This window comes from Mycobacterium fragae, from assembly GCF_002102185.1.
GTDB lineage: Bacteria > Actinomycetota > Actinomycetes > Mycobacteriales > Mycobacteriaceae > Mycobacterium > Mycobacterium fragae.
The window spans coordinates 398,332-413,263 of sequence record NZ_LQOW01000031.1 but is presented as its reverse complement, the minus strand read 5'-3'; the positions used below and the strand labels follow the sequence as shown (position 1 = coordinate 413,263).

The 14,932-nt window shown below is 67.2% G+C and carries 13 protein-coding genes and 1 other RNA gene; 4 read left to right on the top strand and 10 right to left on the bottom strand.

From position 1 onward, the window contains the following. Window positions 1–6 precede the first annotated feature (6 nt). From AWC06_RS20300 to AWC06_RS20290, 3 genes are all read right to left on the bottom strand, one after another. The gene (locus tag AWC06_RS20300; protein WP_085199769.1) at window positions 7–1,497 is read right to left on the bottom strand and encodes an alpha/beta hydrolase; all 1,491 of its coding nucleotides are present in this window, start codon (window positions 1,495–1,497) and stop codon (window positions 7–9) included. A gap of 80 nt (window positions 1,498–1,577) precedes the next feature. Continuing rightward, window positions 1,578–3,164: an alpha/beta hydrolase gene (locus tag AWC06_RS20295; protein WP_227371058.1), complete on the bottom strand. Its 1,587-nt coding sequence runs from the start codon at window positions 3,162–3,164 to the stop codon at window positions 1,578–1,580. A 31-nt stretch (window positions 3,165–3,195) separates the two neighbouring features. After that, the gene (locus AWC06_RS20290; RefSeq protein ID WP_085199767.1) at window positions 3,196–4,587 is read right to left on the bottom strand and encodes a WS/DGAT/MGAT family O-acyltransferase; all 1,392 of its coding nucleotides are present in this window, start codon (window positions 4,585–4,587) and stop codon (window positions 3,196–3,198) included. A gap of 151 nt (window positions 4,588–4,738) precedes the next feature. Between AWC06_RS20290 and panB the strand changes: the two genes are divergently transcribed. Beyond that, window positions 4,739–5,578, top strand: a complete 840-nt coding sequence (panB, locus tag AWC06_RS20285) for a 3-methyl-2-oxobutanoate hydroxymethyltransferase (RefSeq protein WP_085200078.1) — start codon at window positions 4,739–4,741, stop codon at window positions 5,576–5,578. A gap of 44 nt (window positions 5,579–5,622) precedes the next feature. Beyond that, window positions 5,623–7,110 (top strand): CYTH and CHAD domain-containing protein, encoded by a 1,488-nt coding sequence (locus tag AWC06_RS20280; protein WP_085199766.1) that lies wholly within the window; start codon window positions 5,623–5,625, stop codon window positions 7,108–7,110. A gap of 1 nt (window position 7,111) precedes the next feature. Here the strand turns inward: AWC06_RS20280 and rnpB are convergent. Continuing rightward, an RNA gene (rnpB, locus tag AWC06_RS20275) (RNase P RNA component class A) lies at window positions 7,112–7,504 on the bottom strand. Between the two features lie 60 nt (window positions 7,505–7,564). Next, window positions 7,565–8,851: an HNH endonuclease gene (locus AWC06_RS20270; protein WP_085199765.1), complete on the bottom strand. Its 1,287-nt coding sequence runs from the start codon at window positions 8,849–8,851 to the stop codon at window positions 7,565–7,567. A 105-nt stretch (window positions 8,852–8,956) separates the two neighbouring features. Between AWC06_RS20270 and AWC06_RS20265 the strand changes: the two genes are divergently transcribed. After that, window positions 8,957–9,673 carry a 2OG-Fe(II) oxygenase gene (locus tag AWC06_RS20265; RefSeq protein WP_085199764.1) on the top strand — a complete coding sequence of 239 codons (717 nt, stop codon included), beginning with the start codon at window positions 8,957–8,959 and terminating at the stop codon, window positions 9,671–9,673. Here AWC06_RS20265 and AWC06_RS20260 read toward each other — a convergent pair. Then, entirely contained in the window at window positions 9,658–10,299 is a 642-nt protein-coding gene (locus AWC06_RS20260; protein ID WP_085199763.1) for a class I SAM-dependent methyltransferase, read from the bottom strand. The two genes, AWC06_RS20265 and AWC06_RS20260, sit on opposite strands and share 16 nt — an antisense overlap. A gap of 46 nt (window positions 10,300–10,345) precedes the next feature. Between AWC06_RS20260 and AWC06_RS20255 the strand changes: the two genes are divergently transcribed. After that, on the top strand, window positions 10,346–10,924 hold the full coding sequence (locus tag AWC06_RS20255; protein ID WP_085199762.1) for a helix-turn-helix domain-containing protein: 579 nt from the start codon (window positions 10,346–10,348) through the stop codon (window positions 10,922–10,924). Between the two features lies 1 nt (window position 10,925). Here the strand turns inward: AWC06_RS20255 and AWC06_RS20250 are convergent, their stop codons facing one another. Genes AWC06_RS20250 through cobC form a run of 4 tightly spaced genes read right to left on the bottom strand, consistent with a single transcriptional unit; the run spans window position 10,926 to window position 14,915 of the window. Continuing rightward, window positions 10,926–12,032, bottom strand: coding sequence for a bifunctional RNase H/acid phosphatase (locus AWC06_RS20250; RefSeq protein WP_085199761.1), 1,107 nt, complete (start codon window positions 12,030–12,032; stop codon window positions 10,926–10,928). Continuing rightward, entirely contained in the window at window positions 12,029–12,763 is a 735-nt protein-coding gene (locus AWC06_RS20245; RefSeq protein ID WP_085199760.1) for a zinc ribbon domain-containing protein, read from the bottom strand. Before AWC06_RS20245 ends, AWC06_RS20250 begins: the two co-directional genes overlap by 4 nt. Beyond that, window positions 12,760–13,887 (bottom strand): Nif3-like dinuclear metal center hexameric protein, encoded by a 1,128-nt coding sequence (locus tag AWC06_RS20240; protein ID WP_085199759.1) that lies wholly within the window; start codon window positions 13,885–13,887, stop codon window positions 12,760–12,762. The genes AWC06_RS20245 and AWC06_RS20240 overlap by 4 nt, the downstream gene beginning before the upstream one ends. Beyond that, window positions 13,884–14,915 (bottom strand): Rv2231c family histidinol phosphate aminotransferase CobC, encoded by a 1,032-nt coding sequence (gene cobC, locus AWC06_RS20235; RefSeq protein ID WP_244899126.1) that lies wholly within the window; start codon window positions 14,913–14,915, stop codon window positions 13,884–13,886. Before cobC ends, AWC06_RS20240 begins: the two co-directional genes overlap by 4 nt. Window positions 14,916–14,932 lie beyond the last annotated feature (17 nt).

Here is a 14,932-nt window from a genome sequence, read left to right as displayed (position 1 = left end):
GTGGCCCTAACAACGTAAGTTTCCCGGCGCGACACCGTCGACGAAGTAGCTGACCACGGCGCTGTCGACGCACTCGTCGCCGTTGAACACCGCGGTGTGTTGGGTGCCGTCGTACGTGATCAGCGGCGCGCCGAGCTGGCGGGCCAGATTCACCCCGGCTTGGTACGGCGTCGCCGGGTCGTGGGTGGTGGAGACGACGACGACCTTGCCCGGCGCGACGGGGGCCGCCGGATGCGGCGCCGACGTCGCCGGCACCGGCCACAACGCGCACAGGTCGCGCGGCGCCTGCCCGGTGAACTGCCCGTAGGACAGAAACGGTGCGGCCTGACGGATGCGGCGGTCGGCGTCCGCCCAGGCCGCCGGATCGGTCGGCACCGGCGCGTCGACGCAGCGGACGGCGTTGAACGCGTCTTGGGAGTTGTCGTAGTGGCCTTGGTCGTCGCGGCCGTTGTAGTCGTCAGCCAACATCAGCAGGTCACCGGGGTCGGTGCCGCGCTGTAACCCCAGCAGACCGCTGGTGAGGAACTTCCAATGCTGGGGCGCGTAGAGCGCGTTGACGGCGCCGGTGTTCGCGTCGGCATAGCTCAGCCCGCGCGGGTCCGCGGTGTGCGCGGGCTTGGCGACCAGCGGGTCGACCAACTGGTGATAGCGATCCACCCATTTGGTCGGGTCGGTGCCCAGCGGGCAGCCCGACTCGCGGGCGCAATCCGCCGCGTAGTCGTTGAATGCGGTCTGGAACCCGGCCTGCTGGTCGATGTTCTCCTGGATCGGGCCGACGGTCGGATCGATGGCACCGTCGAGCACCATGGCCCGTACGTGGGCGCCGAACCGCTCGACGTAGGCGGTGCCCAATTCGGTGCCATAGCTGAAGCCGAGGTAGTTGATCTGGTCGTCGCCCAGCGCCTGTCGCACGGCGTCCATGTCGCGTGCGACGGACGCGGTCCCCATGTTCTCCAGGAACGTCGGCCCCATCCGGTCGACACAGCGCTGGGCCAACTGCCGGTAGACCTGCTCGATGTGCGCCACGCCCGCCGGGCTGTAATCGACCATCGGCTCGCGCCGGTAGGCGTCGAACTCCGCGTCCGTTTGGCAGCGCAGCTCCGGAGTGGAATGCCCCACCCCTCGGGGGTCGAATCCGACAAGATCGAAGCGGCGGGTGATCTCGGTGCCTGCAAGCGCCGATGCCATCCCGGCAACGGTGTCGACCGCCGACGCCCCGGGGCCGCCCGGATTGACGAACAGCGCGCCGATCCGCCGTCCGGTAGCCGGAATTCGGATCACGGCGAGTTGAGCCTGGGCACCCTGCGGTGCGTCGTAGTCGACCGGGACCGCGACGGTGGTGCATTGCGCGCTGGGAATGTCGTCCGAGTCGCCGAGGAAACGGCCGCAGCCGCCCCAGGCCAAGTTGGCGCGCGCCGGCGCTGGTGCGATAACCGATGGGGCGATCAGCGCGGTGAATGACAGCAGCGCAAGACCCAGCAGTCTCACGTGCCACATGGCTGCTTATCGTCGCATGCGTCGGCCACAGACACTGATCTCCAAGGTCACACCTTGGTCTCGTTATTGGCCGCGCTTTCTTAACATTTCGCGCCCTTCGGGGGCACCCTGCCGTCGATCAGATAGTCCGTCGCGTAGTCGTCGATGCAGCTGTTGCCCTGGAACACCACCGTGTGCTGGGTTCCGTCGAAGGTGAGCAGCGCGCCGTGCAACTGGTTGGCCAGCTCGACACCGGCCTTGTACGGGGTGGCCGGGTCGTGAGTGGTGGACACCACCACGGTCGGCGGCAGGCCGGGCGCAGAGATGGTGTGCGGCTTGCTGGTCGGCGGGACCGGCCAGAACGCGCAGGTGCCCAGCGGCGCATCGCCGGTGAACTTGCCGTAGCTCATAAACGGCGCGATCTCACGCGAGCGGCGGTCTTCGTCGATGACCTTGGCCCGGTCTTTGACCGGCGGCTGATCGACACAGTTGATTGCCACCCGAGCGTCGCTGGCGTTGGTGTAATGACCGTGCTTATCCCGGCGCATGTACAGGTCGGCCAGCGCGAGCAGGGTGTCGCCGTGGCCGCCGGACAGTTCCGTCAAACCCTCGGTCAGGTGGTGCCAGAAGGTCGGCGAGTACAGCGCCATGATGGTGCCCACGATGGCGTCGCTGTAGCTCAGGCCACGCGGGTCTTTGGTGCGCGCCGGCTTGCTGATCCTCGGGTTGTTCTTGTCGACCAGGGGATCGACCAGGCTGTGATAGACGTCGACGGCCTTGGCCGGGTCGGTGCCCAGCGGGCAGGTGGGAGCCTTCGCACAGTCCGCCGCAAAGTCGTTGAATGCATCCTGAAACCCCTTGGCCTGCCGCAAATCTGCCTCGACGGGATCGGCATTCGGGTCGACGGCGCCGTCGAGAATCATCGCCCGCACGTGCTGCGGGTAGGCCTCGGCGTAGGCGGAGCCGATTCGGGTGCCATACGAGTAACCCAGGTAGGTCAATTTGTCGTCGCCCAGCGCCTTGCGAATGGCGTCCAGATCGCGGGCGACATTGACGGTCCCCACATTCGCCAGGAATTTGTTGCCCATCTTGTCGATACAGCGACCGACAAACGCCTTCGTCTCGTCCTCGATGTGCGCCACGCCCGCCGGGCTGTAGTCGACCTGCGGCTCGGTGCGCAGCCGGTCATTGTCCGCGTCGGAGTTACACCAGAGCGCCGGCCGCGACGACGCCACCCCGCGAGGATCGAATCCGACCAGGTCGAACCGCTCGCGTATCCGCGGCGGCAATGACTGCACAATGCCCAACGCGGCCTCGATGCCCGATTCGCCGGGCCCGCCGGGGTTGATGAGCAGCGACCCGATCCTGTCTCCGGTTGCCGAGAACCGAATCATGGCCAGCGTGGTGGCATCGCCATGGCGCTGGTTGTAGTCGACCGGCACGGCGAGCTTGCCGCATTCCGCGCCGCTGGGCAGCTTCAACGAGGTACCGCCGCCGCCGCCAACCACATGACATGGTCCCCACTCCACCGGCTGGCCGATTCGCGGCCCCGCAAGCACAGCGCGCCCGCTGATGACATGGGTGCAGCTCGCCACCGTCGCCGCCACTACGGGCAGAACGGTCCAGATCAGCATCGTGCGCGCGATGTTGCCGCGGCGAGTGGTACCCATGCCAACCCATGCTGCCATGCGCTGAACGGGAGGCCGGGCAACCGGGCTGCTACTGGGCCGCGAGCAGCAGTTCTTCCATCCCGACGGCGAAGTCGTCGGCCAATTCCCACAAGTCCGGCACCAGCTCCGGACACGCGATCAGCCCGACGTCCAGCTTGCCGTTCAGGGACATCACCGTGATGTTCAGACCCGAGCCGTGGAAGATCGGCCCCAGCGGGTACATCGCCTTGACCTCACAGCCCAGCAGATAAAGCGGCATCTGCGGGCCGGGCACATTGGAGACCACCAGGTTGTGCACCGGCCGGCTCGTGGTGAGGCTGCTCCGGGCGTAGGCCCTCATCGCCACATTGAAGACCGCGGGCGCGGCGAACTGCGACCAATCCTGCAACAGCGTGGCACTGATTGCTGAACTATGTTGTTTGGCAACCGAATTCGCTTCCGAGATGGCCTTGAGCCGCTCAGCTGGATCGGCGATATGAGTTTCCAGCCGGGCAAACATCCCTGAAACCTGGTTGCGCCCAGGCCGATCCGATTTCCCGTGCACCGAGACCGGCACCATCGCCACCAGTGATGTCTCGGGTAATTCGTCACGGTCGAGTAGGAATTGTCGTAGCACACCGGACACCAGCGCCATCACCACGTCGTTGACCTTGACGTCGAAGCGATTCTTGACCTTCTTGATGTCCTCGAGGTTCAGCTGCGCGTAAGCGACGTTGCGGTGAGTCGTGACGTTGGCATTGAACGCCGTTCGTGGTGCGGTGAATGGGGACGCCATCGCCAGTCCGATACGCGCCCGCAGCACCGATTCGAGCACCGATGACACGGTGTTTGGCAGCACGCGAGCCAGCCGCAGCGGCCGGGAGGCGAACCTCGCCAATCCGCTTACCGCGAGCTGGATTTGGTTGGCGTCGCCGACTCCTTCCACCGGCTCGGGCGGCGGCGCGTCGGGTTCGGTGCTGCACAGCTGTGACAACAGCGATGCCCCGGTGACGCCGTCGACGGCGGCGTGGTGCACTTTGGTCATCACGGCCAGACGACCGCCTTGCTGGGCATCGGTGCCGGCGACGCCTTCGATAACCCACATCTCCCAAAGCGGCCGGTTGCGGTCCAGCGGCAATGCGGCGATGTGACCGCAGATCTCGGACAGTTCCATCCGCCCGCCCGGCGGCGGCAGGCCGATGCGGTGCAGATGGCGGCTGACGTCGAAGCTGTTGTCCTCCACCCAGACGGGATGGTCGAGGTTCAGCGGGCTGTCGACGAGCTTCTCTCGGAACTGCGGCATCGCCTTGATCCGGACCGCCAACTCGTCGCGGAGCCGGTCAAAGCTATAGCCATCCGGCATCGTCGAGGTGTCGAGCTCCATGATCGAGCAGACGTGTAATGGCTGCGAGGCGGTTTCCAGGTACAGAAAGCTGGCGTCGAGTCCACTGAGCCGCTGCATGCGCCGATGGTATGTCCGGGACGCCGGTGTGAGGAAGTCCACTAAACCCGTTCTGCGCTTCGACCGCCGCGGATGGCAGACTGGGTGGGTCAGACGAACCCGGGGACCCATGGGGCCACGAGGATCGACCCGACGATAACTAGGGACAATGATGTCTGAACGGGCTGTTTACGGCGGCGCGTCGAGCGCGGCGCCACGGGCCAAGGTCCGGATCCACCATCTGCAGAAAATGAAGGCCGAAGGCCACAAGTGGGCCATGCTGACGGCCTACGACTACTCCACCGCCCGGATCTTCGACGATGCGGGCATTCCCGTGCTGCTCGTCGGTGACTCCGCCGCCAACGTCGTCTACGGCTACGACACCACGGTGCCGGTGTCGATCGATGAGTTGATTCCGCTGGTTCGCGGGGTGGTTCGAGGCGCTCCGCACGCACTTGTCGTCGCGGACTTGCCGTTCGGCAGCTACGAGGCCGGGCCCAACGCCGCGCTTGCCGCCGCCGTCCGGTTCATGAAAGAGGCTGGCGCGCATGCGGTCAAGCTCGAAGGTGGTGAGCGGGTAGCCGACCAGATCGCCGCGCTGAGCGCGGCCGGCGTCCCGGTGATGGCGCACATCGGCTTCACCCCGCAAAGCGTCAACAGCCTCGGCGGTTTCCGGGTGCAGGGCCGCGGTGATGCCGCCGAACAGACCATTGCCGACGCCATTGCCGTCGCCGAAGCCGGTGCGTTTTCCGTCGTCATGGAGATGGTGCCCGCCGAGCTGGCCACCCAGATCACCGGCAAGCTGACGATTCCCACCATCGGGATCGGAGCCGGCCCGAACTGCGATGCCCAAGTGCTGGTCTGGCAGGACATGGCCGGGCTCACCGCGGGCAAAACGGCGCGCTTCGTCAAGCAGTTCGGCGACATCGGCGGCGAATTGCGCCGCGCGGCAATGCAGTACGCCGAGGAAGTCGCTGCCGGAGTGTTCCCCGCCGACGAGCACAGCTTCTAACCGCCCTAGCCTGTTCCGCGGCGACGGACTCATTGGAGGCGCCGATGCTTGCTAACGCGTCGACGCCGTCGCGTTATGTAGAGGTCGAGCGCAAATTCGACGTCGGTGAGTCCACCTCGGTGCCGTCATTTGACGGAGTCGCCGAGATCGTTCGGGTGGAAAAGCTGCCCGCCCAAGAACTCGACGCGGTGTACTACGACACGGCGGAGCATGACCTCGCGTCAAAACGAATCACGTTGCGCCGCCGCAGCGGCGGCGAGGACGCCGGCTGGCATCTGAAACTTCCGGCCGGCCCCGACGCGCGCACCGAGGTGCGCGCGCCACTGGATGGGGAAAATGTGCCGCCCGAGTTGCTGGATGTGGTGCTCGCCATTGTCCGAGACCGCCCGCTGAGTCCGGTCGCGCGGATCGCCACCACCCGGGAGGTTCGGCTGTTGCACGGCGCCGACGGCGCGGCGCTGGCCGAGTTCTGTGACGACAAGGTCACCGCATCGCGCACGGACACCTCTGATGCGAACCCTGCCGAGCAGCGGTGGCGTGAGTGGGAACTCGAGCTCACCGCACCCGACGCGAACGCGGAGCTGATGGACCACCTGAGCAATCGACTGCTGGGCGCCGGGGCCACGCCGGCCGGGCACGGCTCCAAGCTGGCGCGGGTGATCGGCACGATGCAGAGCGAGCCGCAGGTCCGCCCGTCCGATCCCGTTCGCCAGGCGGTGGCCGAGCTGGTGGACGACCTGCTGGTGTGGGACCGCGCGGTGCGCGCCGACGCCGACGACGCCGTGCACCAGATGCGGGTGACCACACGCAAGATCCGCAGCCTGTTACAGGCCTCCCCAGAGTCATTCGGATTCTCGAAGGACGCGCCCGTCGTCGACGAGCTGCGGGAGCTAGCCGCAGTGTTGGGCGCGGCTCGCGACGCCGAGGTGCTGGCCGAACGTTACCGCCGCGCGCTTGACGAGATGCCGCCCCGGCTGGTCCGCGGCCCCGTCCGGGAACGGCTGGTCGACGGCGCTGAGGAGCGCTATCAAAACGGGCTGCGGCGCACGTTGGCCGCGCTGCGCTCGGAGCGTTATTTCCGTCTGCTCGACGCGTTGGATGCAATCGTCGCCAAACCCGTCGCATTGCCGCCCGACCAGGGGCCGGCCCCAGGGGCCATCGAGGCCGCAAGCAAGAAGGTGCGCAAGGCCGCCAAGCGGGCCAGAAAGGCTGCCGAACAGGATCGCGACAGCGCGATACACCGAATCCGTAAGCGCGCCAAGAGACTTCGCTACACCGCCGCGGCCATCGGCGCCACAGAGGTATCCGACCAGGCTAAAGCGGTGCAGTCGTTGCTCGGCGATCATCAAGACAGCGTGGTCAGCCGTGCGCATCTCGCCCAGCAGGCCGAGGAGGCGTACGCCGCGGGCGAGGACACGTTCACCTATGGACTGCTCTACCAGCAAGAGGCCGACCTGGCCGCGCGCTGTCGCGAGCAGCTTGAGCCGGCGTTGCAGAAGCTCAACGAAGCGGTATCGATGCGGGAGTGTTAGGCGGACGAGTTGGCCTGTAAGCCGGATTCTGTTCCGCGCCTGACGGCGCGGCGGCGACCATCCATCTGGACACACCGTCACCGGGTGCCTCAAGCGACCTACCCGCAGGCTCGGGCGAGCAACCCTCGAGCGCCTGCGCGACCGCACCGAAGTGCGGCCTTCTTGGCCTTGCTTCGGGTGGGGTTTGCCTAGCCATTCCGGTCACCCGGAATGCTGGTGCGCTCTTACCGCACCGTTTCACCCTTACCACCCTTCCGGATGGCGGTCTGTTTTCTGTGGCACTTTCCCGCGAGTCACCTCGGATTGCCGTTAGCAATCACCCTGCTCTGTGAAGTCCGGACTTTCCTCGACTCGCCGCTGCGACAGTGCGAGCCGCGGCCGCCCAGCCAACTCGTCCGCGATCATCCACGGTACTCGCTGCGGAATGCCCAGGCCAGCGGTCATCCGCCCGCGGCTATGCGGCGTGTAGGTCCGAGATCTTTATCGCGACAGCGACTTCCATCTCGCTGATTTCTAGTCTCGCGGGCGCTCTCGGCGGCGGAGGCGCTGCGGAGCGATACCGTGCTCCCGTCGGGGTAGTGAATTCCGCTGTGTGCGTGCATGTTTCGTCGACGCTCGTGTCGACCTGCCAGCCGGCGACTTCTTTCACGTAGTTGCACTGTTCGCACAACCCGAGCCCGTTGGCCGCACTGGTCTCACCCCCGGCAGCCCAGGGGCGGGCATGGTCGCGGTGGCGGATCGGCGCATCGCAATAGGGGGTGCGACATCGCTGGTCCCTGAGCCCGATGAAGGCGGCCAGACCGCGGGGAAAGAGCCGCGCCCGTGACTCCATCGCCACCAGGGCCCCCGTGTCCGGGTGGGCATAGAGCCGCCGCAGCGTGGCCCGGGAGCGCTCATCGGTGACGGCGGCCGAGACGAGCGCACGGCCGACGGCGGCCGGAATGGGTCCATAGCCGCAGATTTCGGCCGGTGCGTCGGAACCGCCGAGCAGGGTTTCGTCGGACATCACCAGGTTCACGGCGGTCGGTGTCGCTGCCGCCGCGTCGCGGCCGGTGACCCGCCCGACCAACGTGTCTGCCATCACCTGGCCGCGCGATCGACCGTCGCCGCAGGTATCGGCCTCGCGGCGCAACGCGGCATAGACCGATACACCCTGGGCCACCGGCAAAAGGGCGGTGACGTAGGTCATCGTGTCCGGCGCCGGCCGGATGGTCACCGTGCGGTCGCTCTCGGCTTTGGCGGCTCGGTCGACAACGGCGTGTGGATCGAGGCGGTAGGCAATCGCCTTGGCAGCCGCCGCCACCCGCGCATTACCCATGCCTTCGAGGCCCGCCGGGTCACCGCACAATTCGGCGTCCAGGGCGCGCCGATCCTCGATATCGAGACATGCGCTTTCCCGCACGATCAAGGTGGCGCGCCATTCCGTCAAAACCCCAGACTCAAGCGCGGCCAGGGTGTGCGGCATCTCGTGCACGAGGGCCTTCGCGAAGCCGAGGTGCCGGTTGCCCCGGGCTGGGGAATCCCGTCGTGCCAGAGCGATCTCGCTGGCCACTCCCCGCCCGCGCCGTTCCGCAGGCACGCCCGCGGCTGCGTCGGCGGCCCGGCGCAAGGCGTCTAGAGCAGCGGCGGCCCGAGCCTGGCCAGCCGCGGCGGCGGATTTGACCCGCTCCAGCTCGGCAATCTGTTCCACCAGCGCCGATTCACCGGAAGCCGGGTCCACCATCGCCAGTTCTTCGAACATACGTTCGATAGTACACCATCCCGGCGACAAGTCGCTTCTCACACGTCCGCCATCCTTATCGTCTACAGGGAGGGGCCCGCGACCCGCGAAAGGAGACTGCGTCTGATGCCGGCGGACCGATGGGCAAAGCGCGTCGACACCGGCGACTGGAACGCCATCGCCGCAGCGGTCAGCGACTACGGCGGCGCGCTATTACCCAAGCTCCTCACCCACGCCGAGGCGCTGCGGCTGCGCAAGCTCTACGACAAGGACCACCTCTTCCGCACCACCGTCGACATGGGACCCCGGCGCTACGGCTCAGGGCAGTATCGCTACTTCCACGCCCCCTATCCCGAGCCGATCGAGCATCTCAAGCAGGCCCTGTATCCGCGGCTGCTGCCGATCGCCCGCGACTGGTGGGGCAAGCTGCGCCGCGACGCCCCATGGCCGGACAGCCTCGATGAATGGCTGGACATGTGCCACACCGCCGGCCAGACCAGATCGACCGCGCTCATGCTCAAATACGGCACCGACGACTGGAACGCATTGCACCGAGACCTCTACGGGGACTTGGTGTTTCCCCTTCAAGTTGTGATCAACCTGAGCGAACCGGATAACGAATACACCGGCGGTGAGTTCATGCTCGTCGAACAGCGCCCGCGGGCTCAATCGCGTGGCACCGCAACCCAACTGCCGCACGGGCACGGCTACCTGTTCACCACCCGGGACCGGCCAGTGCGTTCAACTCGCGGTTGGTCAGCAGCGCCGGTGCGCCACGGCCTCTCCGTCGTCCGTTCGGGTGAGCGCTACGCGCTGGGACTGATCTTTCATGACGCCGCCTGACTATCCGCCCGTCGCAGCACGATGACGTTATCGGTCACCGTCGCGACCTGGCCGTCAGGCCCGACGGCCTTCCGCTCCACCGGCTCGGCGCGCTCGCGATGCCACTGATCGCTGCCCAGCGACAGCGGCGCGAGTACTTCCTCGATGCCGGGCAGATCGTGATGCTTGTGCTGAGACCACGGCGGGGCTGATGCGTGGTCGACGATCAACAACACACCGCCACGGGTCAGCCGTTCGGCGGCACGACGCAACACCGCCTCACGTTCCAGCCGAACCGGTGAATGCAGGTAGTGCGCCGACACCAGATCGAAGATTCCGTCCGGAAAGCTGTCGGAAAGGTCGCGATGCTGAAAGTCAATGCGGTCCAGTAGATTCCGCTGCCGCGCATCGGTGGTTGCGCGCTGCAGCGCGGTCGCCGACACGTCGACAGCCACCACCTGCCAGCCGTGCTCGGCCAGCCACATCGCGTCGGCGCCCTCACCACAGCCCAGATCCAGCGCCCGGCCCGGCTTCAGCTCCGAGGCCACCTCGATCAGGCGGGCATTAACCCTCCCGCTCCAGATGCGATCGGCCCGCCCGTAGTGCTGTTCCCAGAACTGGTGAACCTCATCCGCTTCAGTTTCCATGCCTCGAGCTTGCAGGCACCGGCGCACAATGCCAACCTTATTTGCCATGCAGGCAAAGTCAGCTGAAGACCCGATTGATCTGCGGGTGAGACTTCGACTTCGGGAGCTGCGGCTAGAGCGCGGCATGACGCTCGAAGATGTTGCGGTGCGGGCGAATATCGATATCTCCACGCTGAGCCGCCTGGAGTCCGGAAAGCGCCGCCTCGCACTGGATCATCTGCCCCGCCTGGCCGAAGCGCTTTCGGTGAGCACCGACGACTTGCTGCGCGAAACCGCACAGCCCGATCCCCGTGTGCGCGGCACCTCGCATACCCATCGCGGCGTCACGTACGTGCCGCTGACCCGACGGGGACCGGCCGGGGGCCTGCACGCGTTCAAGGTCAGAGTCAGCGCCCGCAGACGCCGCCCACCGGCCGAGCTGCCCGTGCACGAAGGCCAGGAATGGATGTACGTGCTCGCCGGGCGGATGCGACTGGTGCTCGCCGACCGCGACTTCATCATCAAACCGGGCGAAGCCGTTGAGTTCAGCACGTGGACGCCGCATTGGTTCGGCGCCGTCGACGGCCCCGTGGAAGCCATCATGATTTTCGGCCCGCATGGCGAGCGGCTCCACCTACACAGTTGAGCTACGCCAGATACCCCGTCTGGTTGACCAACCGCACCGACGACGCGCCGTCGGGATAAAACTCGGCGATACTCAACGACGCCAGGTCCAGATGCAGTCGGTAGAGAATTCCCGGCCCGGCGTCCAGCGCGAGCCGCAGCAGCATCTTGATCGGCGTCACATGCGATACCACCAGCACCGTGGTACCGCCGTGCTCGGCGACGATCCGGTCCCGCGCCCGGCACACCCGTTGGTGCACGCTGTCGAAACTCTCCCCGCCCGGCGGCTGTGTGCTGGTGTCGCGCAGCCAGCGTCGATGCAGTTCGGGATCGCGTTCGGCGGCTTCGGCGAACGTCAACCCTTCCCACGCGCCGAAATCAGTCTCGATCAGGTCGTCGTCGACGGTCACATCCAGGCCCAGCGCCTTGGCGGCCGTCGTTGCGGTGTCGTGGCAGCGTTGCAGCGGCGACGTGATCACGGCCGCTATTCCCCCACGTTGCGCAAGATAGCGGCCCGCCGCGTCGGCCTGCTGCCATCCCAGTTCGGTCAGCGCAGGGTTGCCACGTCCCGAGTAGCGCCGATGCACCGAAAGCTCGGTCTGCCCGTGGCGCAACAACAACAGCCTCGTGGCCGTGCCGCGGGCACCGGTCCAGCCGGGTGGGGTCGCGGATTCGGGTTCCTTTGCCGCCGACGCAGTCTCGGCGGGCTCGGCAGACTGGACCGCTTCCGCCGCCGCATCCATCGCCTCATTGGCCAACCGATCCGCGTAGGAGTTCTCCGCCCGCGGAACCCATCTGTAGCTGACCCGTTCGAAGCGCGACGCCAGCCTGCGGGCCTGCGCGTTGAGCTCCGCGAGGTCGGGGTGCTTCACCTGCCAGCGCCCCGACATCTGCTCGACCACCAGCTTGGAATCCATCGACACTTCGACCTCGGTGGCTCCCAGCTTCGCCGCCTCCTCCAAACCGGCGATCAGGCCGCTGTATTCGGCGACGTTGTTGGTGGCCCGCCCGATCGCCTGTTTGCTCTCGGCCAGCACAGTCGAGCGGTCCGCAGTCCACACCACCGAGCCGTAGCCTGCCGGCCCCGGGTTGCCGCGCGACCCGCCGTCTGCCTCGACGACCACCTTCATTGGCTTACGCCTTTGACTCGCAACAGGATTGCGCCACATTCGGGACAGCGCAGCACATCGTCGTCGGCAGCGGCCGAAATCCGGGACAGCTCACCGCGGTCGATCTCGATCCGGCAGGCGCCGCAGCGACGCCCCTGCAGCGGCCCCGCCCCAGGGCCGCCGCCGGCCCGCTGTCGTTCGTAGAGCGCCACCAGCTCGGGATCCAGTGCCGCGGTAAGCTCCTCGCGCCGTGACATGTGAAGGCGACGAGCCTGATCGATCTCGGCGAGTGCGCCGTCGAGAGCTTGCTGTGCGCGGGCCAGATCGGCCTGCAGCGCTTCGACCGCAGACGTCTCAGCGGCCTGTTGCGCTTGCAGTTCCTCGCGGCGTTCCATCACCTCCAACAGTGAATCCTCCAAGCTGGACTGGCGGCGTCGCAACGTCTCGAGCTCGTGCTGCAGCTCCGACAATTGTCGGGCGTCTGCCACTGACTGCAGCAGCGAGCGGTCCCGCTCCTCGCGCTGGCGAACGGCGTCGATCTCCGACTCATACCGTGATATCTGAGCGTCCAAGTCTTCCAACGCGATTTGCAACGCCGCCAGCCGGTCGGCGGCGGCAGTCTGTTCGGTTTGCATTCGCTCGTAGTCTTGGCGCTCCGGCAGGTGGCTGGCCCGGTGCGCGATCCTGGACAGTTCGGCATCCAGCTCCGCCACTTCGAGCAGCGAACGCTGTTGTGCTACTGCGGCCTTCATGGCTGGCCACCATCGACGTTCCACGGGTCGGTGCGGATTTCGCACACCCGTACGTCTAGCTCGGCACCGAATGTCGACCGCAGAACCCCGGCAGCCTGCTCACACCAGGGGTATTCACTGGCCCAGTGCGCGACATCGATCAGGGCGACGTCGGAGGTCCGACGGTGCTCGTCGGCCGGATGGTGGCGCAGATCGGCGGTGACATAGGCCTGCACACCGGCCGCGGCCGCGGCGTCCAGCAGCGAGTCGCCGGCGCCCCCGCATACCGCGACACGTGACACTGGCATGTCGGGATCCCCCGCCGCGCGTACCCCCCACGACGTCTGCGGCAGGCCCGCGCTGACCCGGGAAACAAAGGCGCGCAACGGCTCTGGCTGCGGCAACACGCCGATCCGTCCCAAGCCCACGTCGCCGGGCGGCGGGGTCAGCGCGAAGATGTCAAATGCCGGCTCTTCGTAGGGGTGCGCGGCGCGCATCGCCGCGAGCACTTGGCGCCGCGCCCGCGCCGGTGCGACGACCTCGACGCGGTCCTCGGTAACCCGTTCCACCGCACCGACATTGCCGATGGCCGGCGAAGCCTCGTCGCCCGGCAAAAACTGGCCGGTCCCGGTCACGCTCCAACTGCATTGCGAATAGTCGCCGATCACGCCCGCTCCGGCCGCAAACACCGCTGCGCGCACCGCCTCCGCGTTTTCCCGCGGGACGAAGATCACCCACTTGTCGAGATCGGCCACCGCCGGCGACGGCTCCAGCACGGCCTCGACGGTCAGCCCGAATGCCTGCGCCAACGCATCCGATACTCCCGGCGATGCCGAATCAGCGTTGGTGTGCGCGGTGAAAAGCGAACGGCCGGAACGGATCAGCTGATGCACCAGCGCACCCTTGGCGGTGCTGGCGGCCACGGTGTCCACCCCGCGTAACAGCAGCGGATGATGGGCCAGCAGCAGACCGCCGTCGGGCACCTCCTCGACCACGTCGGCAGTGGCGTCGACGGCAATCGTCACCGAGCCCAGCACGTCGTCGGGGTCCCCGCACACCAGGCCGACCGAATCCCACGCCTGGGCAAGACGCGGCGGGTAGGCCTCGTCCAGCACCTCGATGACATCGGCCAGCCGCACCGTCACGCCAGGACCTCGCTCATCGCCTCGACCAACACCCGCCATTCGGGACGTACGGCCGCCCGTAGATACCGCCCGTCCAATCCGACGAACGTGTCACACCGCCGCAGGGCGATTCCCTTGGCGTGCAAGCGCTTTCGGACCAGCTCGGAATCACCGACAGTGAACAACACGAACGGTGCGCAGCCGTCGACCGTCTCGATACCCAAAGACGCCAAACCGGACACCATCTCCGCCCGCAACTCCGCCAGCCGCCGGGCACCGGCTGCAGCCTCGGCTACGGCGTCGGGCGCACAACATGCCGCGATGGCCGTCAATTGCAGCGTGCCGACGGGCCAGTGCGCGCGCCGGGCCGTCAGCCGCAGAAGCACATCGGGCGCTCCCAGGGTATAACCGACCCGCAGGCCCGCCAGCGCCCACGTCTTGGTCAGGCTGCGCAGCACCAGCACATCGGGGAGTGCCTCGCCGGCAAGCGATTCCGGCTCTCCGGGAACCGAATCCGCGAACGCCTCATCGACCACCACGATCCGGCCGGGCCGGCGCAGTGCGAGGATCTGCTCGCGGGTATGCAACACCGATGTCGGGTTGGTGGGGTTGCCCAGCACGACAAGATCGGCGTGGTCGGGCACCTGCACTCCTGCCAAGCCGAACGGCGGCTCGAGCACGACATGATGGACCGGGACACCGGCCGCCTTCAGCGCCAACTCCGGTTCGGTGAACGAGGGCACGATCACCGCCGCGAGCGTCGGACGCAGGTTGGCCAGAAGGGCGAAGCCTTCAGCGGCTCCGGCCAGCGGCACCACCTCGTCAGGGCCACGACCGTGCCGGGCGGCGACGGCCTCAACCGCGGCGCGCTCGTCGTCGCCCCCCGGGTAGCGGGCCAGATCCGGAAGCCGCGCGGCGAGCCGTTCTACCAGCCAGCCGGGCGGTTTTGTGTGACGGACGTTGACGGCGAAATCCAGCATGCCGGGCTCGGCGGCCTGATCGCCGTGGTAGCGGGCCGCCGCGAGCGGGTTCGGATCCAGACTCGCCACGTGTGAAACACTAACGG

Coding starts and splice junctions, on each gene's coding strand:
- AWC06_RS20280 (WP_085199766.1), top strand. CDS start 5,623: ATGCTTGCTAACGCGTCGACGCCGTCGCGTTATGTAGAGGTCGAGCGC.
- AWC06_RS20265 (WP_085199764.1), top strand. CDS start 8,957: ATGCCGGCGGACCGATGGGCAAAGCGCGTCGACACCGGCGACTGGAAC.
- AWC06_RS20290 (WP_085199767.1), bottom strand. CDS start 4,587: ATGCAGCGGCTCAGTGGACTCGACGCCAGCTTTCTGTACCTGGAAACC.
- AWC06_RS20245 (WP_085199760.1), bottom strand. CDS start 12,763: ATGAAGGCCGCAGTAGCACAACAGCGTTCGCTGCTCGAAGTGGCGGAG.
- panB (WP_085200078.1), top strand. CDS start 4,739: ATGTCTGAACGGGCTGTTTACGGCGGCGCGTCGAGCGCGGCGCCACGG.
- AWC06_RS20250 (WP_085199761.1), bottom strand. CDS start 12,032: ATGAAGGTGGTCGTCGAGGCAGACGGCGGGTCGCGCGGCAACCCGGGG.
- AWC06_RS20260 (WP_085199763.1), bottom strand. CDS start 10,299: ATGGAAACTGAAGCGGATGAGGTTCACCAGTTCTGGGAACAGCACTAC.
- AWC06_RS20300 (WP_085199769.1), bottom strand. CDS start 1,497: ATGTGGCACGTGAGACTGCTGGGTCTTGCGCTGCTGTCATTCACCGCG.
- AWC06_RS20295 (WP_227371058.1), bottom strand. CDS start 3,164: ATGGCAGCATGGGTTGGCATGGGTACCACTCGCCGCGGCAACATCGCG.
- AWC06_RS20270 (WP_085199765.1), bottom strand. CDS start 8,851: ATGTTCGAAGAACTGGCGATGGTGGACCCGGCTTCCGGTGAATCGGCG.
- AWC06_RS20255 (WP_085199762.1), top strand. CDS start 10,346: ATGCAGGCAAAGTCAGCTGAAGACCCGATTGATCTGCGGGTGAGACTT.